At 40.1% G+C, this 25,525-nt stretch carries 27 protein-coding genes; 3 read left to right on the forward strand and 24 right to left on the reverse strand.

What is annotated here, in order from left to right:
- Positions 1-6: 6 nt before the first annotated feature.
- The 23 genes from LEP1GSC058_RS03850 to LEP1GSC058_RS03960 form a co-directional block, all read right to left on the reverse strand.
- Positions 7-942: a GDP-L-fucose synthase family protein gene (locus LEP1GSC058_RS03850; protein WP_016547877.1), complete on the reverse strand. Its 936-nt coding sequence runs from the start codon at positions 940-942 to the stop codon at positions 7-9.
- A 49-nt stretch (positions 943-991) separates the two neighbouring features.
- A complete protein-coding gene (locus LEP1GSC058_RS03855; protein ID WP_016548177.1) occupies positions 992-2,113 on the reverse strand; it encodes a DegT/DnrJ/EryC1/StrS family aminotransferase in 1,122 nt (373 codons plus the stop codon).
- The gene (locus LEP1GSC058_RS03860; RefSeq protein ID WP_016548255.1) at positions 2,110-2,541 is read right to left on the reverse strand and encodes a sugar 3,4-ketoisomerase; all 432 of its coding nucleotides are present in this window, start codon (positions 2,539-2,541) and stop codon (positions 2,110-2,112) included. The genes LEP1GSC058_RS03855 and LEP1GSC058_RS03860 overlap by 4 nt, the downstream gene beginning before the upstream one ends.
- Positions 2,542-2,655: 114 nt before the next feature.
- On the reverse strand, positions 2,656-3,462 hold the full coding sequence (locus LEP1GSC058_RS03865; protein WP_016547871.1) for a methyltransferase, TIGR04325 family: 807 nt from the start codon (positions 3,460-3,462) through the stop codon (positions 2,656-2,658).
- A gap of 11 nt (positions 3,463-3,473) precedes the next feature.
- Entirely contained in the window at positions 3,474-4,385 is a 912-nt protein-coding gene (locus LEP1GSC058_RS03870) for a glycosyltransferase (protein ID WP_016547924.1), read from the reverse strand.
- Positions 4,386-4,790: 405 nt separating this feature from the next.
- Positions 4,791-6,602 carry a capsule polysaccharide biosynthesis domain protein gene (locus LEP1GSC058_RS03875; RefSeq protein WP_016548124.1) on the reverse strand — a complete coding sequence of 604 codons (1,812 nt, stop codon included), beginning with the start codon at positions 6,600-6,602 and terminating at the stop codon, positions 4,791-4,793.
- A complete protein-coding gene (locus LEP1GSC058_RS03880; RefSeq protein ID WP_016548201.1) occupies positions 6,599-8,113 on the reverse strand; it encodes a capsular polysaccharide export protein, LipB/KpsS family in 1,515 nt (504 codons plus the stop codon). Before LEP1GSC058_RS03880 ends, LEP1GSC058_RS03875 begins: the two co-directional genes overlap by 4 nt.
- Entirely contained in the window at positions 8,110-9,567 is a 1,458-nt protein-coding gene (locus LEP1GSC058_RS03885) for a capsular polysaccharide export protein, LipB/KpsS family (RefSeq protein ID WP_084680336.1), read from the reverse strand. The genes LEP1GSC058_RS03880 and LEP1GSC058_RS03885 overlap by 4 nt, the downstream gene beginning before the upstream one ends.
- A 12-nt stretch (positions 9,568-9,579) precedes the next feature.
- Complete coding sequence (locus LEP1GSC058_RS03890; protein ID WP_016548296.1) at positions 9,580-10,527, reverse strand: accessory Sec system protein Asp2; 948 nt, start codon at positions 10,525-10,527, stop codon at positions 9,580-9,582.
- Positions 10,528-10,670: 143 nt separating this feature from the next.
- Positions 10,671-11,459 carry a hypothetical protein gene (locus tag LEP1GSC058_RS03895; protein WP_016547809.1) on the reverse strand — a complete coding sequence of 263 codons (789 nt, stop codon included), beginning with the start codon at positions 11,457-11,459 and terminating at the stop codon, positions 10,671-10,673.
- A 16-nt stretch (positions 11,460-11,475) separates the two neighbouring features.
- Entirely contained in the window at positions 11,476-12,309 is an 834-nt protein-coding gene (locus LEP1GSC058_RS03900) for a hypothetical protein (protein WP_016547938.1), read from the reverse strand.
- Entirely contained in the window at positions 12,306-13,592 is a 1,287-nt protein-coding gene (locus LEP1GSC058_RS03905) for an ABC transporter ATP-binding protein (protein WP_016548036.1), read from the reverse strand. Before LEP1GSC058_RS03905 ends, LEP1GSC058_RS03900 begins: the two co-directional genes overlap by 4 nt.
- Positions 13,589-14,650 (reverse strand): pseudaminic acid synthase, encoded by a 1,062-nt coding sequence (gene pseI, locus LEP1GSC058_RS03910; protein ID WP_016548104.1) that lies wholly within the window; start codon positions 14,648-14,650, stop codon positions 13,589-13,591. Before pseI ends, LEP1GSC058_RS03905 begins: the two co-directional genes overlap by 4 nt.
- Before the next feature lie 15 nt (positions 14,651-14,665).
- On the reverse strand, positions 14,666-15,142 hold the full coding sequence (locus tag LEP1GSC058_RS03915; RefSeq protein WP_016548158.1) for a GNAT family N-acetyltransferase: 477 nt from the start codon (positions 15,140-15,142) through the stop codon (positions 14,666-14,668).
- Between the two features lies 1 nt (position 15,143).
- Complete coding sequence (locus tag LEP1GSC058_RS03920) at positions 15,144-16,142, reverse strand: PseG/SpsG family protein (protein WP_016548242.1); 999 nt, start codon at positions 16,140-16,142, stop codon at positions 15,144-15,146.
- Positions 16,143-16,149: 7 nt separating this feature from the next.
- A complete protein-coding gene (hisF, locus tag LEP1GSC058_RS03925) occupies positions 16,150-16,920 on the reverse strand; it encodes an imidazole glycerol phosphate synthase subunit HisF (protein WP_016548077.1) in 771 nt (256 codons plus the stop codon).
- 24 nt (positions 16,921-16,944) lie between these two features.
- Entirely contained in the window at positions 16,945-17,556 is a 612-nt protein-coding gene (hisH, locus tag LEP1GSC058_RS03930) for an imidazole glycerol phosphate synthase subunit HisH (RefSeq protein ID WP_016548109.1), read from the reverse strand.
- Positions 17,557-17,581: 25 nt separating this feature from the next.
- On the reverse strand, positions 17,582-18,736 hold the full coding sequence (locus LEP1GSC058_RS03935; RefSeq protein WP_084680338.1) for an N-acetyl sugar amidotransferase: 1,155 nt from the start codon (positions 18,734-18,736) through the stop codon (positions 17,582-17,584).
- 10 nt (positions 18,737-18,746) lie between these two features.
- Positions 18,747-19,478: a cytidylyltransferase domain-containing protein gene (locus tag LEP1GSC058_RS03940; RefSeq protein ID WP_016547933.1), complete on the reverse strand. Its 732-nt coding sequence runs from the start codon at positions 19,476-19,478 to the stop codon at positions 18,747-18,749.
- Positions 19,475-20,632: a UDP-4-amino-4,6-dideoxy-N-acetyl-beta-L-altrosamine transaminase gene (pseC, locus tag LEP1GSC058_RS03945; protein ID WP_016548285.1), complete on the reverse strand. Its 1,158-nt coding sequence runs from the start codon at positions 20,630-20,632 to the stop codon at positions 19,475-19,477. Before pseC ends, LEP1GSC058_RS03940 begins: the two co-directional genes overlap by 4 nt.
- Positions 20,629-21,639, reverse strand: coding sequence for a UDP-N-acetylglucosamine 4,6-dehydratase (inverting) (pseB, locus tag LEP1GSC058_RS03950; RefSeq protein WP_016547839.1), 1,011 nt, complete (start codon positions 21,637-21,639; stop codon positions 20,629-20,631). Before pseB ends, pseC begins: the two co-directional genes overlap by 4 nt.
- 42 nt (positions 21,640-21,681) lie before the next feature.
- The gene (locus LEP1GSC058_RS03955; protein WP_016548146.1) at positions 21,682-22,566 is read right to left on the reverse strand and encodes an ABC transporter permease; all 885 of its coding nucleotides are present in this window, start codon (positions 22,564-22,566) and stop codon (positions 21,682-21,684) included.
- 43 nt (positions 22,567-22,609) lie between these two features.
- Positions 22,610-22,963 (reverse strand): MarR family EPS-associated transcriptional regulator, encoded by a 354-nt coding sequence (locus LEP1GSC058_RS03960; protein WP_016548218.1) that lies wholly within the window; start codon positions 22,961-22,963, stop codon positions 22,610-22,612.
- 552 nt (positions 22,964-23,515) lie between these two features.
- On the opposite strand from LEP1GSC058_RS03960, the gene LEP1GSC058_RS03965 reads away from it, so the two are divergent.
- The 3 genes from LEP1GSC058_RS03965 to LEP1GSC058_RS03975 all read left to right on the forward strand — a co-directional run bounded on the left by LEP1GSC058_RS03965 (position 23,516) and on the right by LEP1GSC058_RS03975 (position 24,824).
- Positions 23,516-23,935 (forward strand): Hsp20/alpha crystallin family protein, encoded by a 420-nt coding sequence (locus tag LEP1GSC058_RS03965; protein ID WP_016548031.1) that lies wholly within the window; start codon positions 23,516-23,518, stop codon positions 23,933-23,935.
- Positions 23,936-23,953: 18 nt separating this feature from the next.
- Positions 23,954-24,364, forward strand: a complete 411-nt coding sequence (locus tag LEP1GSC058_RS03970; protein WP_016548204.1) for an Hsp20/alpha crystallin family protein — start codon at positions 23,954-23,956, stop codon at positions 24,362-24,364.
- Positions 24,365-24,482: 118 nt separating this feature from the next.
- Complete coding sequence (locus LEP1GSC058_RS03975; RefSeq protein ID WP_016548152.1) at positions 24,483-24,824, forward strand: DMT family protein; 342 nt, start codon at positions 24,483-24,485, stop codon at positions 24,822-24,824.
- Between the two features lie 75 nt (positions 24,825-24,899).
- On the opposite strand, the gene LEP1GSC058_RS03980 is transcribed toward LEP1GSC058_RS03975, so the two are convergent.
- A complete protein-coding gene (locus LEP1GSC058_RS03980) occupies positions 24,900-25,505 on the reverse strand; it encodes an SCO family protein (protein ID WP_016548169.1) in 606 nt (201 codons plus the stop codon).
- Positions 25,506-25,525: the final 20 nt, after the last annotated feature.

Genomic DNA, 25,525 nt, shown 5'->3' on the forward strand with positions numbered 1-25,525 from the left:
GAATTTTCACATCCTTACATTGCCGGAAAGAAAATCTTCATAAGTAGCCAATATACCGTCGGACAACTTAGTTTTGGGGGCCCATCCCATAGACATCAATCTAGAAGAATCCAATAATTTACGCGGGGTTCCATCCGGTTTCGTCGAATCCAAAACAATTTTTCCTTTATATCCGACAGCGGATTTGACGATATTAGCTAGGTCTGCGATGGATACTTCCTGGCCACTACCTATATTTATTGTTTTATCATCCAAATAATTATCCATTAAAAAAACACACGCATCGGCCAAATCATCCACATGCAAAAATTCTCTTAAAGGCGTCCCGGTTCCCCACATAATAACTTCGGGCAAATTAGCTTCTTTCGCCTCGTGAAATCTTCTAATCAATGCGGGGATTACGTGCGAGTTCATTGCATTATAATTATCCCCTTTACCGTACAAGTTCGTTGGCATTGCCGAGATAAAATGTGTATGATATTGTTTATTATAAAACTCGCACATTTTTACTCCGGCTATCTTAGCGATTGCATATGCTTCATTTGTCGGCTCTAACGCACCGGTTAACAACGAATCTTCTCTAATAGGCTGCTCCGCGAATTTAGGATAAATACATGACGAACCTAGGAAAAATAATTTCTTCGCTCGGTATACGTAGGAACTGTGAAAGATATTGTTTTGAATTTGAAGATTGTTATAAATAAAATCGGCAGGGTAAGTGTTATTCGCATAAATTCCTCCTACCTTCGCCGCGACGAGAAAAACATAATCCGGTCGTTCTGCCTTGAAGAACGTTTCCACGTCGGCTTGACGAATTAAGTTCAACTCCTCGGACGAATGGCCTATAACATTTTGGTATCCTTTAGCAACCAATGCCCTTGCAATGGCGGAGCCAACCATTCCGTAAATTCCAGCGATATAAATTTTAGCCGCTTTTTCCATATTAAAATACCATTTTATTATTTTTTTGAATAAACAATGAGATCAACGTCTATTTGAATTGGCGATAGCTATTTAAAGCATCCGCAACCGACTGGACTTCCTGCGCAGATGTAGCGTAAGAAATGGGCAAACTAATTTCCTGAAGATGTATTTGTTCGCTTACCGGATATCCGGATAATTCAGGTTCCCATAAACCGAGAGCGGCAGCATGTTTCATCGCAACTTGATTATGCGGGGCTATCGGATAATGCACCTCCGTTTTAATTCCCAAATTTAATAAATATTTACGTAAGTCGTCTCTGTCCTTACAAAAAACGGGAAATATGTGATAAACATTCTCCTGATCAGAACAATATTTCGAGATACTGATATTAGCGTTTCTCAGCTCGCGACGGTAAATCGACGCAAGCTCTCTCTTTTTAAAATTTATACTATCAAGCTTCGCAAGTTTGATCCTTAAAAAAGCCGCCTGTATTTCATCCAATCGTGAATTGTAGCCGATAGTATCGTTATGATATTTACGTTTTGAGCCGTAATTTCGGAGCTCCCTTATTTTTTCCGCAAAATCCTGGTTATCGGTTACAATTGCTCCTGCGTCGCCGAGAGCTCCTAAATTTTTCGTTGGATAGAAGCTGAAGGAATTCAGGATACCGAATGTTCCGCATTTCTTTCCATTGAAGCTAGCTCCATGCGATTGGGCGCAATCTTCTAGGACAAACAAACCGAAATCTTCGGCAATTTTCATAATTGCGCTCATGTCGCAGATCCGACCGTACATATGCACTACTTGAATCGCTTTAGTATTGGAAGTGATTTTTGCCGCTATTCGATTCACATCGATATTTAAAGTTCCGGGATCAGGCTCAACTAGGACTGGCCGATGCCCGGTTCTGATTATCGCTATGATCGTCGCTATATATGTGTTTGCAGGAACAATAATTTCAGAACCTTTCGGAAGGTTTAAAGCGTCTAACGATAAAACTAGCGCATCCAGCCCGTTCGCCGTCCCTATGCAAAAACGATTGCCATTCCATGCGGCAAATTCCTTCTCAAAATTATCCACCGACTCTCCGAGAATATACCAACCGCCCCGAATTACTTTGATGGCCTCTTCTTCAAACTGATTAAAAAAAGCCTCGTTAACTGCCTTTAAATTTTCATACTCGATCAAATTGAAGATTCCAAAAGGCGAATAAACTCGTCATAATCTCTAATATAGTCTGCTTCTGAATAATAATCCGAGGCAATCACCAATATCACACAATCGACGGAAAAATCCCGCATAGTATGCCAAAGCATAGGCCCTAATCTTACGCCTATGTTCTCCTTATTCATGACAATATTCTGTCGTTTTCTTCCGTCATCCAGCTCTAAAGTGAAACTTCCGTTAACGCAAAATATTACTTGCTCAAGACTTCTATGTGCGTGTTTTCCTCGAATATTCGTCGAACTTTCGATTTTAGTTATATAATAGACTCTTTTGATCGGAAACGGAATATCACGCTCCCCCTCCAAAACTACCAAGTTCCCGACCGATCCTCCGGTTTTATTTTTTAAAAAAATGTAACCCGAATTACTAACGATTATTGATTCATGCATAAAATCGATAGTTCCTTATTTCATAGTGCGCTGATGTTATTTCATCGAGCAAAAACTGAACCATATTCCAATCTTCGATATTTTCGGAACCGAAGGTTTTGACCAAAAGCACAATCATCGTTTAACGAATATAAATGCTTTATACTTCGTATTTTCACCTTTGATCCCGAGAGGATCCATCGCCAAGAATTCCTCTTTTAGCATGTATTTGGCGTCCATAAATTCCAAAAACTTTCTTTCGTTAAAAAACCAAATCGGGTATCGTGCGTCGTAAATTTCCGGGGGAACACTTTCTACTAATATTCGATCCGGCTTCTCATCGAGAAAAAAAGGGGTCCGATCTACAATAATATAGGATATTCCGAAAGACATTAAATTTTCAAGTATTTCATAAGGGGCCGATAGATAAGGCAGTGCACTCGAAAGAAGAAGCACATTCGGCCTTTCCTTTAAAACGCATTCAGAAGCTGTATAATAGAAATTTAAACTAACATCCTGAAAATTTTCTATTCCCTCTTCTACAAAATGCTTTTGTTCAACGATAGACCATCTAAAGGAACTTAACGTGTCCAAGAAAGTTCGATTTTGAAAATAGGAGCTACCTAAAGAACCGCCAAAATCCAAAACACTTAGCCTTCCCGATTCAGAAACCGCGGCATAGAGAAGGCCAGTCAGGAGAGGGAATGAATATTCTACTCTATCAAATAAGACAGAATCTCTCTCATACACCGCCTCTCCGGATTTAACCTTTAGAAGCGATTTCTTTACCTGATCTAAAATATTCGGAGAATCGTATCCTTCGCATTCGGCCAGCGCATCTGTCCATGATCGGAAATCGCCATAAAACCATTCATGCTCTTTCTTCTCTTCCAAGAAATAGCGAGAAAGACGCCTCAAAACTTTACCAACAAAACGCTTCAAGTTCGCGAATCCTATTTTAAAATATATGAAACGATTCGTCGAAGTAGCCGTTTGATCTTAGCAACGCTCGTTTGTTTCATCCTAAAAAAGCGAGAAATTTTCTTCTTAGCCATTATGGATTCTGTGATCGGAAGCCTATCATCGAATTTCATTTTATCTATGGAAAACTCGGGTGAGAGTGAAGGGTCTAACCCTGAGTGAGTCCCTGACAAATCCAAACCGATATTCTGAACGAGAGAACGTCCCGGATATAGGCAAAGCAGACCTTTTAAAAAACAATCCGCATACCATCGAATTGCCCAAGAATCGTTCCTTCCGGCTATCTGGTCTCTTAACATTTGAGTATATGGGAAAGAGTTGAAAAAATCAAAATCGGACTCTAACTTCTTAACTTGCAATTGCTGTAGAAGTTCGGAACCGTCCTGATTGAATTTTTTCCAAACTCGCTTCCAGCTTGCCCAACCCCAGCAATCGGCTCCTTTTAAAAAAAAGAATTCCGGAAGTCCTAAAACGGGGTAAACATATCCATGAATACATCCTACCCTTTCATCATTCTCGAAAGTAGTCAGATAAAAATTCATATATTCTAAAAATTGAGGATGTGTTACTATATCGTCTTCCAGGACGATAATAGAATTATAATTCTCTAACACCTCGGTCACCCCGGTTAAGATCGACTTCGCTAACCCTAAATTGTGTTCCCGGAAAATTGTTTTAACCGATTTAAAGCCGGAAACAGTATTTGCAAAATTTCGCAATGCCACTACCGATTCGAGGTCATCATCACCTTTTGGGCCGTCGCAAAATAATATTAGATGTGAATCCTTTGCATCAGGATTTTGCAATAGAGCTTCGATCGTTCTACGAGTATGAGCGACTCGACGGTAAGCAAAAAGTGCAATAGGCGCTTTACTGTTATTCAACTTATAGCCCTTAAACTATCGAAATAACGACGGTTAATTAAACTTACTTTGCTTTATAAAAGAGCGTTCGCCCGGTATAAGCCACTAGCGTATATCGCTTTTCAAGCAAAAAATTATGAATTGAACTCTTATCCGGATTATTTGGAACAAAATCCAGCACTTCGATAAGAAGAAATTCAGGTCGGTATACTTCCCAATCGTTTGAACGTAAAACATCTTCTTCATGGTTTTCGACATCCCGCTTCGAAATTCCGAGCTTTCCCGAAAAGATATTTTAATCTCGAGATTAATCGACAATTATAAGCGCTGGGAAATTCAAAGGTAGCTAATCGCAACAACATTGGAGAAATTAAAAATATTCAAAATATCACGGAGAGGCTAAATTAAATAACGGTATGTAATCTGCTATTTAGACAACCAAGAACCCATATTCCTATAAAGATTTTTATTCGAACCAGATTTAGATTTTAATTCATCGGAAAAAAGGACTTCGAAGATTCGCTTCATTTCTCTCTTTATATTTTTTTTTTCTTGAGCAGCGGAAATAGTTTTCTCTGTTAAAGAAAGCTCGAGTTTACTCTTAAAAGATTTCGCCAACATCAGTTCTAACGGGCTACTTTCGACCATGTTCGGCTCGTAACTTAGATCAAAAAATTCCATCGGAAAGGATCTCTTCAATAATAGTAAACTTTTTAAATGCGAAGAAAATTTCGACGCAAATAGCAACCAAGCAGTTTGTAATTTGCTTTTCCAAAGCGGCAGTTTAGAGAAAGCGTAAGATGCTGATTCTCGATAATGGAAAAAATTCGAAACTTTAAATGTACCTGCCGTAAATTTCATTTCGTACCAGCGAAATGCCTTAATTATTCTTTCGCCGTTCCATCCTTGTTTAAGGGCCTCATCGAGCTGCTCAAAGTAATCTTCTTTATCAACGCAAGTTATATTTAAATCCGCCGGATATAAAATCAAATCGGGAGAATACAATAAAACCGGAATTCCTAATAATGTCATCTCTTCGCCGACACTCGACCAAGCATTCAAAAAGGCGTCGGTTTCTTTCGCTAGATCGTATAATGATATATTATCTTCCGGCCAATTTATTTTTACGTTTTCCGGAAGATCCTGAAGAAGTTTCTCTAATTCTCCTGCATGTTCAGATTTAACCGAATCTCTCCTGTTTGGGAATTCCCTAGGATGAACTCGGATAATTAGATAATGATCGCGCCTTACCTTAAAATACTCGATTGTTGCGCGAATCCATTCGGCTTGATTGGCAAATATACGGTTAGCATCCTTTATCGTAACCCCGACGCACGCCGACGCAAATCGTTCGTCGTTACTGCTCATCGTTGCCGAAACAATTTTGCGTCCTTCCGGAATATCAAATGTCTTTCTGATACTCACGCTTTCTTTTAAGTTTGACGAATATACTAGAAAATGATTTCCGCGGAGCAATTCGAAGAAGTGATTTCCGACATTCGATACGGCCTCTGGGCCAATTGGCTTATCTCGATAGTGTGGCCAATATTTTACTAATTCTTTCCTATATTCGAAAGTATATCCGTTGTAAATGATCATTCGCGATAGTCGATCGGAAATATTTTCACCCGCATGGAGAAAATAAAACGGGATGCCTTTCTCTTTAGCCACCTTAGCGAACGAATGATTAACAACATAGAGAGAGTTATATACGAACAGGATGTCGGGTTGTTCCTCTAGTAAAATTCTTTCTGCGGCAATATGAGTATGTAAAGCGTTCCGAAAAGCAATTCGATAAAAACCCTTCTCTTCAGGAGAAAAAGATAAATTTCCCTTTTTAGTCTGCAAAAGGAGTTCATATAGCGAAATTCGTCCGACAGGAATACCGTCTCGGGTGTAATCGAGCAATTCAGGGAAATCGCTTTTAGAAAGCGCCGTAACAAAATCCTTTTCTTCAGCTGTAATCTTTTTTCCGATCTCGATTTCTCGAAATTTGAATCGCGTATATAATAGTTTCCGACGTGCATAACAACTATCGCATGCGGAAGATTTGGAATCCAAACTTGACTCCTGATCCATTCCTAATGAACTCATAACCGTACAATATTCATTGTAAAGCGAATCGCACGTAATATAAACGATTTCATTCCCAAGTTTTTGCAATGATTCTGCAATCAAAGCTTCAGGAAACGAATGCACCCATATCGCGGAGTGCGGGGCAAAAAAGAGAATTTTCAATAACTTTCTCTCCGAGTACTTCCCTCTTGCAGATGATTCCGAATTTTCCGCGAAAGGGAAGTGCTCAAAGCGGCGATATCATTCTCGTAGCTCACCTTGCTTTCTTTTCGATATTCGATATCTATGTTTCCGCGAACGATAGAATCATCTATAACTTTTAAGAAACTTAATAGATCCTTCTCCGAGGCAAATTCAGAATTCGTTGAAAATAAGCGTTCGATAGCTTTACGACAATCTTCGCTAGAGCTAATCTTAAATACTCCGGGAGCATATTGAAAAAAAGTATGACCGAATAATAATACCGGTTTATGCATAAAAATGGCTTCCCAGCCAACCGTTCCGCTGGCAGTAGCGACCGCAACACAGTTCGAAAGTAAATTTCTGGAACTAAATTCGCGGGAAATAATTCGTACGGTTTTAATCTTAGCTATATCTCGATAAAAACCGTATTCACGCTGACTCAAATCCTGATTCGGATGCTCTTTTACATAAAGTAGGATATTATCCGGGATATGGTATGATAGCATTTCAAGTATTAATCTTTGATCTACGAATCGCCCCGCCATCGGAGAGGTCGAGAGTTCCGGTTGCAAATGCAAAGGAACATAAATGTATCGATCGTCGCTTCTCGGAGTATATTCCAATTCCCTTAAAGACTTAAGGGAATCATTTTTATACTTTTCAACTCTATATTTTATTCTGTATCGATTAATGATTGAATAGATAGTATCTATATTAGGAGATGCTAATATTTTAGCGACTTCAGCCGCGATTCTCGCCAATACGGACACGATTTCCTTTATTTTAGAGAAACATCTTAGTCCAAAATTAGACTTTCTCTTTCGCATGTAGAATGGAACATAATCTTCCTTCGAATTCCGCTGAATGGCTAATTCGGATAGAATTCTTTCCGACAATTCGATCGAATATTTATCCTTCTTTTTCAGCTCAACAGAAAGGGCTTCGTAATCTCGCTTATAGTTAGGCAGCGGATCAGTCCAGTCTGACATCAGAAAGGTAATATCATACTGAAATTGGTAGAAAAAAAATGTCGCAATTCCTTTCTTCTTACAAAGCCAATAGATGATGAAATCGATTATTTCGTGCGGGATATTCAAAGAAAGGAAGCAATCAAATTTCCGCTCGTTTAAAATATGATTCCAATAGCGCAAATGCTCGTAGTAAATTTTCTTTCGAATATTATAAGACCAAGATGTTGCCACATTTAAGGATTTTCGGTCCATCATGCGATACACCTCTACCTCACAATCGCGCATTAACTCTATTAAAGGTTGATCGAGCGGCGCTATAACGTTCCAGTCGACGTCGGAATATCCGAGAGAAATACTATGCCAATCATGGAATCGGCACTCATTGACGGAATTGCTTTTTATAGAATTCGATTCCGCGTTCCCGATGATTTCGCAATATTCGATTTTAAATGCCCTATTGAGATCTTCGATCATCGGAAGATGATGAGAATTATACAAACCGTAAATAATAAGATTCATGAATGATTGGAAATTAATAACCTGTCGATCGATTTGCAGATCCTATCGATGTTAGACTGCCAATCTATTTCCCCATCTAACATATAATCAGGATCTATATTCCCAAAGAATGCGTAATCCTCCAACGCTTTCAAGAAAGGCCGAATTCTATCGACATTGATAGAAAGGCTACTATCAAAAATACGATGGAGAGCATCACGACAATCTTCTACGGATCTAATCTTGAAGACTCCGGGTGCATCCTGATAAAACGTATAACCGAATAAAAGAACTATCTTGCCTTTTAAGAGAGCTTCCCAACCGGCCGTACCTGTACACGTTGCAACGGCCGTACACCCCTGAATCAATTCGAAAGTATCATAATCTCTTGAAATCAGCCTTACAGATTTCAACGAGGCCAATGTTCCATAGAAAGACTCATCTCTATATTTTAAATCCTGATTCGGATGTTCCTTAATGTATATATAACAATTTTTAGGCAAATAAGCGTTTAACATTTGAGCGATCAGAACTTGATCCACAAACACCCCAGCCATCGGAGAGGTCGACATCTCCGGTTGTAAATGAAGAGGTAAATATATATATTTCTCATTCGGAACAGGATCAACGCATCGGCTTCGATAGAAATTATCGATTTGCATTATTCTTTTTTGATCCAACATTCGTTGAAAAAGTGAAAGGTAATTATGCAACTTCCGGCGAAAGGTAAAAAGAAATCCGATCAAACGCCAGGGCTTAAAAAAAATAACCCGCACTAATCTCCGAAGCAGAGAAATTTTGTTCAATGACGGTTCGTTCAATAAATCGGGGATCGAATTCATCATATAGAAAGGCTTCTTATTTTCCGCGCTTACCGCATAAGTTTGCCATTCCCGCTCCATTCTATCGGAAAGATTCAAGTTTTTTTCAGCAGATCGTCTCTCGAAAAGTTTAACAATACCCGGGGTGGGATCCTTCCAATCGCGCATAAAAAAAGATAGCCCCGGCTGAAATTGATAAAAGAATATAGTCGGAATACCCTTCCGGATACATAATGAATATATAATATAGTCGTACACTACATGCGGAATATTCGATGAAAGAAAATAACCGATATCGTCCGTTTCAATGACATGATTCCAATAGCGCAAATGTTTCAAATAAACTGATTTTCTTTTATTATACGACCATTCTCCGCGAATTTCGTCCCGTTCCATCATTTTAAGAACGACACCCTCACAATCCGAAAGATCCCGAAGGAGATCGGCCCCGACTGGCAAAAGTTCGTCTTCAGGAGTACTATAGCTGTATTCGTGCGATAATACCGCACACGCATAATATTGAGTTTCCACATTTAACGCCACTCTATTCGTTTCGAAAATCACGTGGCACTTCGAAGGCTTAAGACGATCAGTTATATATAATATTACCGGAAAATATTGATCTTTATGAAATCCGTTTATTATTAAATTCACGAAATTCTAGACTTAATCCTTTTTCAATTTAGCGAGAAAGTATGAGCGCGCGTTTCTCGCTAAATTCAATAAATGCAATTTTTCTAGGAGTAATATTATTGATTTCCTTACAACCCGATATTTTTCTAATTTTTCCTTATCGGGTAAATATTTGAAAGAAAGGTATTTCTTAGGCTGAATTTTTCGATCGTTAAAAATCCTATCAATAACGTCCAAAATTACCGCTTTAGTACAATAATCACTTCCGTGTCCCCCAACTAATCGAAAATCGGAATACTCGGTTCCACCTAAAAATTTCCAACGAGTCACGATAGGCAAAACTTGCTCGCTGTGTACGCCATAATCATCTTCGCAAGAATGCATAAAAAGAACGGGCAATTTTCTACCTCTATCCCAATTATCAAGCAAACGATTCACCTGTCTAGTATAGATATAGTTATCTACCGACATCGGATTTCCATCCGGACAAATAAATGCAACGTGATCGAAGCGACCTTGTTTTTCCGCACAAATATCCAGATCGATATGCGGACTTATTGATATTATGCCCTTTACGTCGAACAATAAACCGAATTTGAGTGCGGCCGTGGCTCCCATGGACGAGCCGATAGTTATAATGTCGCCGCTCGAAATCTGAAGTTCGCCAATTGTCCGCTTTATAATTTTGAGCATCGCGCGCTCGACGAAAAAATCACCATGTTCTCCCGTATAGTACGTTCCATTCTTGCTGAAACCGAACTGATCGCAAAGAAAAAGTGTATTGAAGTCTTTTTGAAAACCTAACATTTTCAAACGATGGAAATAGCCCTGATAGTTTTCTTTGTATTCCTTTCGATCACCCCAATCGCCGAAAAATGCCGTAAAATGAATCACCAACTTTTTTACATTTTTACGGGTTTTTAGAATATAATAAAAATCACGACCGCCTTCATCCGTATATTTCGATATCACATGTTCCATCGTGCTGAATTCGCTCCAATTTCGAACGTTAAAAGAGTGGCATTACTAGAAGGAAGCGGAAGATTTAGATGGGTACGTTGGTGCCATCCGCGTAAATCTCATTAAAGCCGAAATGAATGTTTCTAATTTTAATCTTGTCTGTTTTACGTATGCAAAGCGGTGTAAGTTCCGTCAGGATAATGGGAAAAAAGGATAGGTTTCTCATTTCCCCTAAGCGTATCGGAAGCGATATAGACGTATTCATTTTCGCCTAACATCTTTTGATCGAATTTTATATTTCGAACACCGAACGCAGGAACTGATTCTTCGGAAGAAATGACCTCTTTTCCGTCCATATTCATGACTATGAGATTCAAATCGGCCTTTCTCGGACTCGGATTCATTTGAAAAAGCTCTATGGACGAAATCGCGGAAACCTTTATTAAAAATTGCGAATACCAAAAATTAGACTTACCTTCTGAGACCGGAACGGGGGCTACCGTTTGTGGGTGGACCATCGCTAAATTACTATAATCCGGGGAATGATAGAGCGTATAAAAATGGGAGGTCAGTCTTCCTAATTTTCGCAAGTGAAATTTCTGAACGAATGAAAGCTTCGATTCTTTGATGTTAGCGAAAAATAGACCTCGATTCGGTAGTTTTTTAGAATAAAATTGGTCGGGAGAAATTTCCATACTTCCGTACTTTGCCAATTTTATATCCTTCGAAAAAACCTTATTTCCGTCCTGATCGCTCAAGCTGATTTCATACCAAATTTTGCCGATGCGTGACGGTAACAGGAAAGACGGGTAGTTGGTTATCGAGAAACTAGTGCGCCGGGTCTCGTCATTTATGAAAATTTGCGTCACTGGAGGACTTACTCGCCCCTTTTGGCTATCCTTAATTTCTAAATATGCTCTATAAATCGGTCGTAATAAATCTTTAATAATCACAGTCAATCTCCATCCATCAAAAGAGTAAAGCTCTCGATCTTACTTCTTTCATGCTCTGACTTACAAAGTAAACTGGGGCCAAAGAATGTTCTAACGCAGCATTCTTTGTTTTCTCATTAATCGTTATCGTTTCGATCGCAAATAAACTATTCCCGCCACGTGCAGTTAAGGTTAAGAGAACCGGGGAATCGCTTAACGCAATCTTAGAGCCGATTTCCGCCTTCACGTCAATATAAAAGGTTGAATTATATGGAATAGAAACCGTTTTTCTCAAAAGTAAAGCTCCTGAATTATCAAAAAAACTTAATTCCATATTCTGCGGGGATTCGCTTCTATTTTTCAATCCTCTATAATTGGCCAGGACAACAAAAGAATTCAAGTCTTTGGATACGTAAATTTTGTGATTGAGAAGAATTATAGGAGGATATTCTTCAACAAAGCGAAGGGGCAATTGATCGTAAATTACTGCCGGTAATGATTTCGTCGTTTTATTAGAGTAGACTATTTCGTGTTCTTGCTCGAACCATACGTTAGGCTCCGTTACTATTTCGGGGATAATAACCATCAATTCGGCTTTCTTTGCTTCCTCTACATCTAACGCGTCCGACGGCTGCACTCTCGAAAACGAGTTAAAAGGAATATTTCCGTACTTCGGATTTGAGAAGAGGGAATTTCCGTTTATATCGAAAATTTCCAGGGCATAGGTTATCCCTTTTCTTTTTTCGGTCGCCAGAGGGTCGAGCGGATTTCTTAAAGTATTTCTGAGTATTATCTCTACTTCGAAATCCAATCTATGGCAGCAAGCGGCAAGAAATAACCCCTTCGACATGATAGAAGATTCTGCGCTCATGATGTGTGCTCCCACTTATAGTCGATTATAATCGGACCTGAGACTTTGGCAGTCTGCTTGGCCAAGGGACCGTTGTACTTTAGTTTCTTTAAATCGCCTTCGACCGTAAAACTACCGACGTCTAACGCTGCCATCAATGGAGTTTCATAATCCACCCCTCGAATCGCCAAAAAAACCGAATACATTTGACCAGGCATTAGCGGCATTTCCTTGAAAGTGCATCTAAGAACTCCGGTCCCCTTTTTGATATTAGGTCTACGGCCATCATAGATCATGCTACCCATAAAAAGAGCTCCCGACACTCCGGTGACGCCGACGGTAAACGTAATCGTTCCCATGTCTTTAAGCGCTTCGTAAGTAATCTCCACACAAAGATCGCTTAACATAGGAAAGATATTTTTTACCTTATCCTTTTTATCTAAAAATCTAATTCTTTTTATGACTAAATTACCGTCAGCACTGCGAATCTTAGATTGAAGCTGCGAATCAGCAAGAGAATCCAAATAATTATTGACTACCTGCTGAGTATCTCCGAACTCAACTAACCTTCCTGCTCTCAAGTGGGCGACCTTATTGCATAAAGCTAATATGGAATTTAAATTATGACTTACGAATAAAATCGTTCTCCCTTGGCCGCCGACCTCAGAAATCTTTTGCATGCACTTCTTTTGAAACTTGGTATCCCCGACCGCCAATACTTCATCCAAAATCAAAATTTCGGATTGTAAATGAGCGGCGACTGAAAACGCAAGCCTAACGTACATTCCGCTCGAATATCGCTTAACGGGAGTATCGATAAACTGCTCGATTTCGGCGAATTCGATAATTTCATCCATTTTCATTCGGATCTCTTTCTTGGACATTCCCAAAATGGCTCCGTTCAAATAGATGTTTTCCTTTCCGGTTAGCTCAGGATGAAAACCGGTCCCCACTTCTAACAAGCTGGCAATCCTGCCACGAACTTTAATGATACCGGTCGTGGGTGCTGTTACCCTAGAGAAGAGCTTTAAAAGCGTGGATTTACCAGCTCCATTGCGACCGATAATTCCAATGCGATCACCCGCATTGATCTCAAGATCGATATCCTTTAAAGCCCAAAACAATGGGTTTTTATTTTCCGAATCCTCGACCCGATATTCATGATCCTCGCGAATTACTTCGTTCGGATCCTCTTTCTTTCTTAGCTTGGCCCACCAGCTTTGGAAATCTTTCCGGAATGATCCGGTCCCAAATGTGCCTAATCGATATTTTTTGGAAATGGATTCCGCCTTTATTACAATCATTGAAAATTCCTAATCATACCGAAATCTAAAGGAGTTCCTGCTATAAAATCTTCCAAAGCCGTTTTACCTAAAATTCGTTCGAAATATTTTGGAGGTAGTCCGAAACCCGGTCGAATGGATCTTACATTCTCGTGAGTAAATTGTTCGCCCTTTTTGATATCCTTAACGATAAATAGTGAGCGGGAGAATTCCCGACTCGTTTTGACTTTTTCCGATAAATCATAATTTACGGAACCTAAAGCTTTCTCCACATTACGGATAGCGTCTACCATTGTCCTAAACTCATCCGGTTCCATGGAAAAGGAAGAATCTGGGCCGCCAATTTTTCGGTCCAAGATAAAATGTTTTTCGATAACTTTCGCCCCCAAAGCAACTGCCGCTACAGGCACCGCCCATCCTTCCGTATGATCCGAAAGTCCGGCAACAACGCCGAACGTTTCGGATAAATTCGGAATTGTTTTAAGATTTATTTCATCGTAAGGAGCTGGATACGAGGAGGTACATTTTAAAATGATAATGCGATTGTTTCCGACCTCGCGACACGCTTGAACTGCTAAATTAATATCGTCAATAAAAGCGATTCCTGTGGAGATGATAATAGGTTTTCCTTTACTCGCGACATATTTGATCAAAGGGATATCCGTAATTTCAAACGACGCAATCTTGTAGGCGGGAACGGACATCTTTTCCAGAAAATCGACCGAACTCTTATCGAACGGCGATGAAAATATTTCTAAGCCTAAGGATTTTGCAATTTCTTGCAATTTCGGTTGCCAGTCCCAGGGGGTGTAGGCTTCGGAATATAAATCATATAGAGTCTTTCCGTCCCAAATTGTTCCCTTATGAATCTTAAACCATTCGGCATCGGATTTTAACGTAATGGTATCGGGAGTATATGTTTGCAATTTTACGCAGTCTGCACCCGATTCCTTCATAGCATGCAACGTTTCGACTGCTAAATTAAAATCCTGATTATGATTTGCCGAAAGTTCGGCGATAATGAAACAAGGATCATTTTTGCCGCCGACGAATTTATTGCCTATCTTTATAGATTCCACAAATTGGATCCTTTATTATATTACTTTTTTCATAAGTATATATTGCTTTTTATCAAGCTCAAAATCAGAGTCATAAATGAATGCCGCTCTAGAAAAAGACTTTATTGAAGGAATATTATCTTTACTAATCTGAGCAAGGATTGTCCTTTTTTCCAAATTTTCAGCCGCATACAATTTACATGCAGCTTCTAAAATTTTTGAAGCTAAAGATCTCCCTCGCGCCGTCTTAGACAAACTAATACTGATTACGGCCTCTTCCGAATTTGCCGCTTGAAATCGAACTTGACCGAGAAACTCGCCATTGACATCGGTGATTATTAGAAATAAATTTTCAGGAGCGGCCTTGATTTTGGAATTATACCACTCCACGTGAACATCCCAAGGGATCTCAGAAGGGTTCAGACTATTCTCTCGGACTTCTCGACTATTAGAAAGGTCATAAACTTCCTTAATAAAGTCGATCTTCGCTTTTATTAAAACAAACTCCTCCAATTTAGTTCGATGCGATGAAAGTTTTTATCACGTTGATGGCTCCTCTCGGGTCAACGACAGTACTGGCAATTTCCGAAAGAGATTTTCGGACCTCTGAGGGCGATGTTCTCAGAAAAATTTCGATAAGGTTATTTCGAAAATTCGAATCAAGTCCATTTAGCACGGGAATACCTTTCGCTTTCCAACCTTGAGCATTTAATTTTTGATTATCCGCACTTAAAACCGCAATCATTGGACGGCCGGTAGCAGCAATTTCATAAGTCGTGTGACCGCAAGCGGTCAAGCATAGGTCTGCTCTTTCAATTAATGTCTTCATATCAGAAATTGATAATGATCTGTTAAGCCTGACCTTTTTGTTGTTCGAGGAAAACGAATCGAAGGACGTGTTACCGGGGCCGATAATTACTTCAAATGAAATACTCGGAAAGTTTTTACTTAGAGTTTCCAAAGCGATTTTTGTTAAATTCGCGTTATCCGCCCCGCCAAATGTAAGTAATATCGTCTCGATACTCTTGCTAATTTCCGGTCTCTGATTTGAAAGTTGCCAATACTCTTTTGCAAGAAGCGCATATCTCGGTCCTAGCAAGTAGGATTTTTTCCCGGACTGACCTTCATACATTTCAGAATTCGAACCGACCGAATAATTTATGATCGTGCCGTTCGGATAATCCAGACGGTTAAAATCATCAATGTAAGCGAATTTTACGGAATCTTCCGCGTTCGAGACGATTTCCTTTATGTTTTTTATTCCAGCTTGGTAGCTATCGAAGAATACCAACTCAGAGTCATTAAGATAAGTGACGGATTCGAATGATCGTTTTTTCCAATCGAAATTCTCTACATTCAATCCATCCAGATATACTGATGCATTAACATCATAGTTAGCGAGAATGAAGCAATCGAAGCCTAACGATTCCGCAGCCTGATACAAAGATTTCGTTCGTGATAAATGACCGTAGCCTGTTTGCGAAGTGCCTTCGGTCAAGAATGTCGCACGCATCAAAATCTTAACGGACCCGAAACTTACGAACCGGAATCCCGTTTGCCCCTAAGAATTTCTTCGCTTCCAAGGGTGTTTGCTCCGTGAAGTGAAAGATACTAGCTGCTGCCACTGCTGATGCATGTCCTTCCTTAATTGCCTCGAGCATATGTTCGTAGTTTCCGGCGCCTCCGGAGGCAATCACCGGGATTTTTACCGCATCAGCGATTCTCCGAAGCATTGTTAAATCATAACCAGTCATCGTACCATCCCGATCTACGGAAGTTACAAGCAACTCTCCAGCACCAAGCCTTTCCAAAGTTAAAGCCCATTCAATCGGATCTTTATCTATCTTGACCTTTCCCGAATGCGAGTAACAAATATAATCGCCCGGAGCTGCTTCTCCGAAATCGATGCTACCGACTATACATTGTGATCCGAATTTTTCAGCCGCTTCCGTTATAAGTTCCGGATAATCGAAAGCCGCTGAATTTATGCAAACTTTATCGGCTCCGGATAATAAGACCTTACGAATATCTGTGAGATTTTTTATTCCGCCGCCTACAGTTAACGGGACGAAGCACTCTTCGGAAAACTCGGCAACAGATTCATAATCTAATTCCCTGGCTTCACTCGTAGCGGTTATATCAACTACAATGAGTTCATCGACTTCCCGCATATTATAAACTTTGATAGCAGGTAATATAGTATCTACCCGACGCCAGCTATTAAACTTTATTCCTTTAACAATGCCTACATTCTTCAGTAGCAAAGTCGGGATTATCCTAGTCTTTAACATATTTTAATTTCGAGATTCCAAATTTTAATTAATATCTAGGAAGTTACGAATAACCTTAAATCCCAACTGACTACTTTTTTCCGGGTGAAACTGAACCCCCATTACGTTATCCTTCCGAACAACCGAAACAAAACCTTGACCATAAGGAGTAATTCCAACAATTGCATTTTCAGACGCGGGCTCGAAATGATAACTATGAACAAAATAAAAATCAGAATTATCGGGAATATCTACAAAAAGAGAATCATCTTTTTTATACTTAACTTCGTTCCAGCCGACGTGCGGAATGCGAACGCCTGCCCCCTCATCGAGTTTTTTAACCTCGCCGGAGATCAAGCCCAAACCATCACTTTTCCGTACTTCATAACCGGTATCGGCTAAAAGCTGCATTCCTAAGCAAATTCCTAATAGAGGAATACCGTCGGCAACGACATGTTCGATCGCTTGATCGAATTTCCTCTCTCTCAGATTATTAATTCCGTCAGGAAAAGCCCCAACTCCTGGCAAAACGATATGGGTTGCTCTTTTCAAATCTAAAGGGTTATCCGAAATTTCCGCAGATGCCCCGCATTCCTGAAAAGCCCTCAATACAGACGAGAGATTTCCCATTCCATAATCGATTATTATGACGTTCATCTTTTCAATCGACCTAGCTTATTTGTTAATCCAGGTTATCATAATTAACCTTTGTAAGATTCATTTCCTTATCTTTAATTAGGTTTCCTCGGGAATCTTTTAAAAAGAGCTTTTTATTCGTAAATTTATCGGCAACACGTACAAACTCATCCACAGTCATACCGAGCGGTTTTAAAATCTCGGAGAGCGGCCTATCCAAATAAGTTGAAGGAAACTTTCCGTCATGCTTCGATACGAGATAAATCCCGTCCTCCCTCGTCAATCGGCCCCTTCGAATATGCAAAGAAGCGTGATCGCTTGCTCTTCCGAAGCCGAACTTAATAAACTTAAAAAATTCATGGATAGCCGTCTGATAATTATCCAAATTTTCGTAATTTACGATCGAACCTTCAGTAACCTTGTACCAAGTTTGAAATCCGTGCGCCTGAGCTAAAAGTGAATTCGAATAGCCGTCCCAGGGAAGATAGTAACCTAAAAATAAACCCGTGACACCAACCTTCCTTAGGTCATCGTCCGTCGGGTACGTGTACGGTATCAAATCTTTCTGCGCGATGCCGTCAATTCCGACCAAATCCGAAACTCTAAGACCAAGAAGACCTCCGAACTCCTCCAACCATCTACGATCCAAGACATTTCTATCTGAGTCGGCGGCGGGTCCGCCATATTCGTTCTGAGAGTTCTCGCCCCAAATAATTAGAGGAATATTATACTGAACTGCAACTCTTACCGGAATCGTAAAAATACTTACGTGCTCGGGCCAAGAAATGTCGCCGACCTTCGTTAAGCCTATGTAGTTTAGTTTAGCCCTAACTCTAGGATTAGGGGAAAACTCCAAGTAATCGACTCCTAGCTGCTTAATGTTTTCTATATTTTTTCTTCCAATTTCCGTTAGGTCGCAAGTAGAAGCCGTAACGCAAAGCGGATTCATTCCGAGTTGTAATAAGCGAACGACCTGAAAAGTACTGTCCTTTCCCCCACTAACCGGAACTATGCAATCCCAATTGGATGAATCCTTGGAGCGGTATTTATTCAAAAGTACCATAAGCTCTTCTTTACGAAGATCCCAATTTACGACCTTGCGATTTTCGTAACTTCGACATGCATTACATATGCCTTCTTCATCAAGAAAAAGGTTCGGCTTTGTATCGGGCATTACGCATCTTCTGCAATACTTGATCATTGATTATCCTTTATAGTTTTTTCTGAATAACATGTTCATTGATCTTTAAATGCTCAGGGAACTCGTTGAGAAAATTTATAATTTCATCAATTCCAAATTCATGATTCTTGGGGTAAAGAGCTTCGATTATAACTTTAATCAACTGAAAGTCTTCAGGTGTATCAACAGTTAATCTAAAATTGCTATTATCAATCGAACTAACTATGCTCTTTAACCTGAACTTGTCAGGATTAGCGTAAATGTAGGCGGTAACATGCTCTCTATGAGCAGGTTCTCTCGCTTCTAGATGAGCTCTAGTTAAAGCTTCATATGAGAAAATTTCCGTATCCATCCCGCGAGGATAGCTCCGTTCCAAGGAATTGGAAGCATAATCGATTGAATTTTTGGATTCTAAGTAAGATTTGATGACCTTACTAACGATCCCCGGATCGATAACGGGACAATCCGAAGTTACCCGGATAATATCGTTCAAACCGAAATAAGTAGCTGCTTCATAATAACGGGAAAGAACATCGATCTCCGATCCCCGATAATAAGGAACATCCAGTTTCTTACACAATTCAACGACAGGAAGATCGGTCTCGTTAATCGTAGTCGCAATTACGATTCCATCCGCTTCCTTCACCCTTCGCAAACGTTCTACTTGATATTCGAGCAGAGGTTTATTTAATATTTCTTTCAGAATCTTCCCCGGAAGCCTAGAGGAAGTCATTCTAGCTTGGATTACAAATGCGGTCTTCATTTTAGCAGCAAATTTCGGATCATCTCTACGACGTATAGTTGCTCTTCGTGCGTCAAATCATAATAGATGGGAAGGCTAACAACAGATTCATAATATTCTTCCGCTTCCGGAAAATCCCCTAACTTAAAACCCAATTTTTGATAATAGGGCTGACGATGAACGGGAATATAATGGACCTGAACTCCCACCCCGAGACGTCGTAACTCATCGAAAAATTGTTTACGGCCGATTTTTGCGTCCTTCGATAATTTAATCGGATAGAGATGCAATGCAGAATTGACTCCAGGACTACGATAAGGTGTGACCACCGGCAATCCATCCAGCAGCTTATCGTAATTCTCAGCTATTCTATGTCTTTTTTCAATAAAGCTTTCAAGTCTTGCGAATTGACTAATACCTAACGCCGCTTGTATGTCAGTCATCCTATAGTTAAAACCAAGCTCAAGTTGCTGATAATACCAGCCCCCTTCCGATTCGGAAACCATAAGATCAGGATTTCGGCTAATTCCATGCGATCGCAGTAACGATAATTTCTCATGTAAATGCTTTGAGTTGGTTGTAAGCATTCCACCCTCTCCTGTCGTAATTATCTTAACCGGATGAAAGCTAAACACTGTTATATCAGAATATTTGCAATTTCCGATAAACTGGCCCAAATATTTTCCGCCAATCGCATGGGACCCATCCTCAATAATCTTAAATCCGTATTGCTTACTAAGTTCCGAAATCTCTTCCATGTCGCAAGATTGACCCGCAAAATGCACTGGAATCACAACTTTAGGTAATCTATTCTTATTTCTCGCTTCAATAAGTTTTAATCTAAGCTTATCAACGTCCATATTGTACGTCTTAGGATTGATATCGACGAATCCAATTTTAGCTCCACAGTATAAGGCGCAATTCGCAGAAGCCACGAAGGTATTCGGAGAAGTCCACACTTCGTCGCCTGCCCCAACTTCAAGAGCTAAACAAGCGATATGAAGAGCTGCGGTTGCATTGGACACCGCTAATGCATATTGCGATCCACAATATTCAGAAACAGTTTTTTCAAACTGATCGATAGTTGGTCCTTGTGTAATGAAATCGGACTTTAAAATCTGGATTACCGAATCGATATCGGCTTGTGTTATATTTTGCCTACCATAAGGAATCATACGTGAAATGCCGGATCTACATGCTCGACAATCAACTTTCGGATCTGCTCGACGGTAAGCCAATCTTCATTCAAACCGCTACTGTAGCGAAAATCCTTCGTACAATATTCTCCGTTAAATTTCTTTTTAAATTCATTGATACTCCAAAGCTCCACGGAAGGGAGAATAACGAAATAATCTTTAAATTCGATTGTACTCATTCCGTCAGTTTCCGTTATCATTTCTTCGTGAAGTTTTTCTCCGGGCCGTATGCCCACTACTTTTTGTTCACAATTCGGCCCGATCGCTTCTGCTACGACTTTGATATTGTAACTCGGAATCTTGGGTACAAAAATTTCGCCACCCCACATACTTTCCAGAGCATATAGAACCAAATCGACTCCTTCCTCAAGAGTAATATTAAAGCGGGTCATTCTTTCATCGGTTATGGGCAGTACGCCTTCCGATCTTTTTTTCAAAAAGAACGGAATCACACTTCCCCTACTACCCATCACGTTTCCGTAACGAACGACGGAAAATCGAATATCATGTTTTCCTTTATAGTTATTTGCAGCTACAAACAACTTATCCGAACAAAGCTTAGTGGCGCCATAAAGATTGATCGGTGCCGCAGCCTTATCGGTACTTAATGCTACGACTTGCTTAACTCCGGAATCCATTGCGGCATCGATGACGTTTTGAGAACCCAAAATATTGGTTTTTATTGCCTCAAAAGGATTATATTCGGCGGCCGGAACTTGTTTAAGAGCCGCAGCATGCACTACAACATTTATACCTTCCATCGCACGCATCAACCTATCCTTATCCCGAATATCGCCGATAAAATATCTCATCTGAGGATATTTGGACTCAGGAATTTCCTGTTGCATTTCGAACTGCTTCAACTCGTCACGAGAGAACACAACAAGCCTTTTCAAATTCGGATATTTAGACAGGACAGTCTGTATAAATTTTTTCCCGAACGAACCAGTCCCTCCAGTTACTAAAATAGATAAGTTATTCAACATTTATATTATCCTTACATTATATATCAGACATGCATCGCAAAATCAAACGGTATCGACAAAATCCCTTTCTGCCCGCGAAAAGATCACGATACCTATGAAAAAAACCAAAACAGTAATAATCCAGCTTTGCGCCCAGGCATAAAGATCCAAATGTCCATGCCCTAAAAAGGAGAATCGAAAATTTTCAATCAAATTAGCCATGGGATTTAAATTATACAAAAGCTTAAATTGCTCAGGAACAAGCGATAAAGGGTATACAACTGGCGTTGCGTACATCCAAAGCTGAACCCCGAATGCCACAAGAAGCGATAGATCTCTGTATTTGGTAGTCATAGAAGAGACCATAACTCCAAATCCTAAACCTAGAATTGCGATTTGGAGAATAAAAATCGGAAGCAAAATTACGGACCATTGCATTTCTAGTGTTGCGCCTTTAAGAATAAAGTAAAAATAAAATGCTAAAAAGGTAGCAAACTGAATCGCGAATTTAATAAGACTACTGACTACTATCGAAACCGGGACTGCCAACCGAGGAAAGTAAACTTTGCTAAAAATCCCTGCATTAGCCACAAAGGTATTCGAAGTAGCAATCAGGCAATCAGCAAAATAACTCCAAAGGACAGTGCCGGATAAATAAAAAATAAAATGCGGCACTCCGTCCGTCGAAACGTTGGCAATTTTACCAAAAATTATCGTATAAATCACGGTAGAAGCCAATGGCTGCACTATATACCATAGAGGCCCAAGAATAGTCTGCTTATAAAGGGAAATAAAATCCCTTTTAACAAATAAGAATATTAGATCCTTATAATTCCAAAGATCGGCCAAGTGCAATGAAAACAACCCTTCTTTCGGACGAATGACCAAATCCCATTTTTGATCAACGACCTCCGGCTTCCCGAATTTCTGTATAATGTTACTTATCATCCATTTTCCTAAAATACACTGTCGTCAATTTGAGATTGCAAAATTACTGCCCATCTGATATCCGCGCATCATTTTCGGTTAGACCTTCTTCCCCGATTCCCAATTTTTCCAACTCTTCCCTAAGCTCTTCATATTCCCTTTTTTTAATGGAATAGTAAGTAAGAGTTAACTTGATTTTTTCTTCAAGACCCGCGGGGGTAAGAATGTAAGCATAGGCCAACTTATTCTTACTGTTTTTAAAGTTTTTAGCTTTAATCCAACCTTTCTCAAGAAGCGCTTTAAGACAATAATTGGTCTTACCTAAGCTAATCCCGAGCGCATTAGCCAGATCTCTTTGATTAAAGTCCGGACGATCTTCGATCAGTTTTAAAATTTTATGCCTGAGTTCGTCGGTCATTGAATTTGCAAAAGGGAAATTCCCCTGAAGACTTGAAAGAAAACGCAGTTAGGAATGACGGTTCCGTAGAAAAGAACGCCTAGATGTAGCTTCGCCCCTTGGGTCCCATTCCGGTTAAATCGAGTCCAGTAAATTGCGTAAAAGAGGAGTGTCAAGAATTTTGTTCAAGAATTGAACGGACCAAAAAGGCCTAAATGGCAGAAATTCAAGCAAAATCAAATTTTTGCTTTGCCTACTGGATAGTTGGTCCTGCGAGGTAACCCGTTGTGGGAGTTCCCCAAAGGCTCCTTTCAGAAAATAGATTGCCAGCCTGCAAATTTTGTGAAATGGAGCACGGGTACCGCCGCTCCGCTCCGGCCCCCGCCCAGGAAGGGCGGGGAGCAACCTTGCCGAAACCAAATCTTACCGCAAATCGCATATCGCCAATCCGTTTGCAAATCAACAATTGGCACTTTTTTAGAATGATTGCTAAATTTTATAAAAAAAATTTGGAACCTTTTTAAAAATTGGCACTCTATATATATGAGTGCCAGAGCACAGGAGAATTTAGAAATGAGACATCAAGTCGACCTTTTCCATGAAATGCGCAGAATGCAAAACCGAATTCATAACCTATTTGATCCCGTCTGGGAAGGTGGTCGTGCATTTCCCGCATTAAACGTTTATTCAAACGGCGATCGGATCACCGTCACCGCGGAAGTACCGGGCTTACGTCCTGAAGATTTGGAAATTACCGTCGCTCATAATTTGCTTACCATACATGGTGAGATCAAAGATCCGGCCCAAGAAACAGGAACGAAACCTCGTAAATTGGAACGATCTCGCGGAAAATTCAAACGGACTCTCGAATTGCCGGTCGCCGTCGATTCGGAGAAGGTACAGGCAACTGTCAAGGATGGAGTTCTTACGTTGACACTTCCCGTCCAAGAGAGTGAAAAGCCGAGAAAAATCAAAATCGAAACCCAGGCCTAATCAGGAGGAAAGATTAAAATGAGCGTTGAAGAAGTTACAAAAACTCAAGAAACAACAACCGATAATAGCAAATCGGATGTCGCTAAGAACGAAAAGAATCGTAAGCCGATTTATACGCCGGCGACCGACGTTTACTCCGACGATGAAAAATATCTCCTTGTCCTCGATCTTCCCGGCGTCAAGGAAAGCGATCTTGAGATCAGTTTAGAAAAAGATGAACTCAAGATAATCGGTAGAACTTCCCACATAGAGACCGAAGGCGATCTTCGATATTCCGAATATAGAACGGGAGATTACCGTAGAAGCTTCGCGATTTCAGAACCGTTAGATGAGGAGAAGATATCCGCGGTCCTTTCAAACGGAATTTTGAAAGTCACTCTTCCGCGGCGTAAGCCCTCGACTAAAAAAATCGAAGTTAGAACAAACTAGAACGAACTTCTCCACCTGAATCGAACGAGCCATGCTCTGTTCAAACCGATTTTCCCCGGAGGCTTGCACTCCGGGATTTTTTTTTGCCATCTTCAATCGAATCAAATTCCATGGATAAATGAAGACATTAATTCTTCTCTCCTTCTCCAACCTTTTCATGACGTTTGCGTGGTACGGCCATCTGAAATTCTTCAACGAATTACCGCTCTGGAAAACGATCTTGATATCATGGGGGATCGCGCTATTCGAATATTCCCTTATGGTTCCCGCCAATAGAATCGGTTTCTCGGAAGAAGGCTTTAGCGGTTTCCAGTTGAAGATACTTCAAGAAATCATCACGATCACGATCTTTATCGGATTCGCGAGTTTTATTCTAAAAGAAAAGATGAAATGGAATCATGCCGTTAGCTTCCTTCTTATCCTTTTAGCAGTGGCATTCGCATTCTATGATAAAAAATAACGATTCATATTAATCGCCTATACACGCCGCTTCTCTAAAAAGTTCGCATTTATTTGCACATGCTTAAGCGTACCGTTAAACTTTATCCATCCAAACTGTAATCGCTTTCGTGAGATCTTCCGGATTCGTTCCCGTGGGAAATGCAGCCAAAATATTTCCGTTTTTGTCTATTAGATAGATTAGCAAAGTATGATCCACTCCGTATCCTTCCGCTTTAGAAGGAAGAATCACTTTTCTGGAAACTACACCGAATCCGGACTGTAGTGAATCGATATCCTTTTTAGAACCGGTCAAGGCCACCAATGAATTTCCGGGAAACGTCGAAACATACTTTTTTAAAATTTCCGGGGAATCCCGTTCCGGATCGACCGAGATGAAAACTGGCGTCACTCTATCCGAAAAGCCTCTTAATCCTTTTAGAGCAGCACCTATTTCTTCAATGGCCAATGGGCACATATCCGGACAATGGGAAAATCCGAAATAAACGACGAATATATCCCCTTTTAATCCGGAAAGTACGGTTTCTTTCCCTTCCGTATTCTTGAGAGAGATCGTTTTCCACTCGGCAATCGGGGAATCCGAGGCAAAAGCCGGTTTTCTCTTAAAAAATCGGGGAGCCAATCCGACCATAACCCCGGTAAAAAGAACGATAAAACCGATGATGATTTTTTTTAAATTCATAAATTCTAATATACCTGCGT

The organism is Leptospira fainei serovar Hurstbridge str. BUT 6 (genome assembly GCF_000306235.2).
Taxonomy (GTDB): domain Bacteria; phylum Spirochaetota; class Leptospiria; order Leptospirales; family Leptospiraceae; genus Leptospira_B; species Leptospira_B fainei.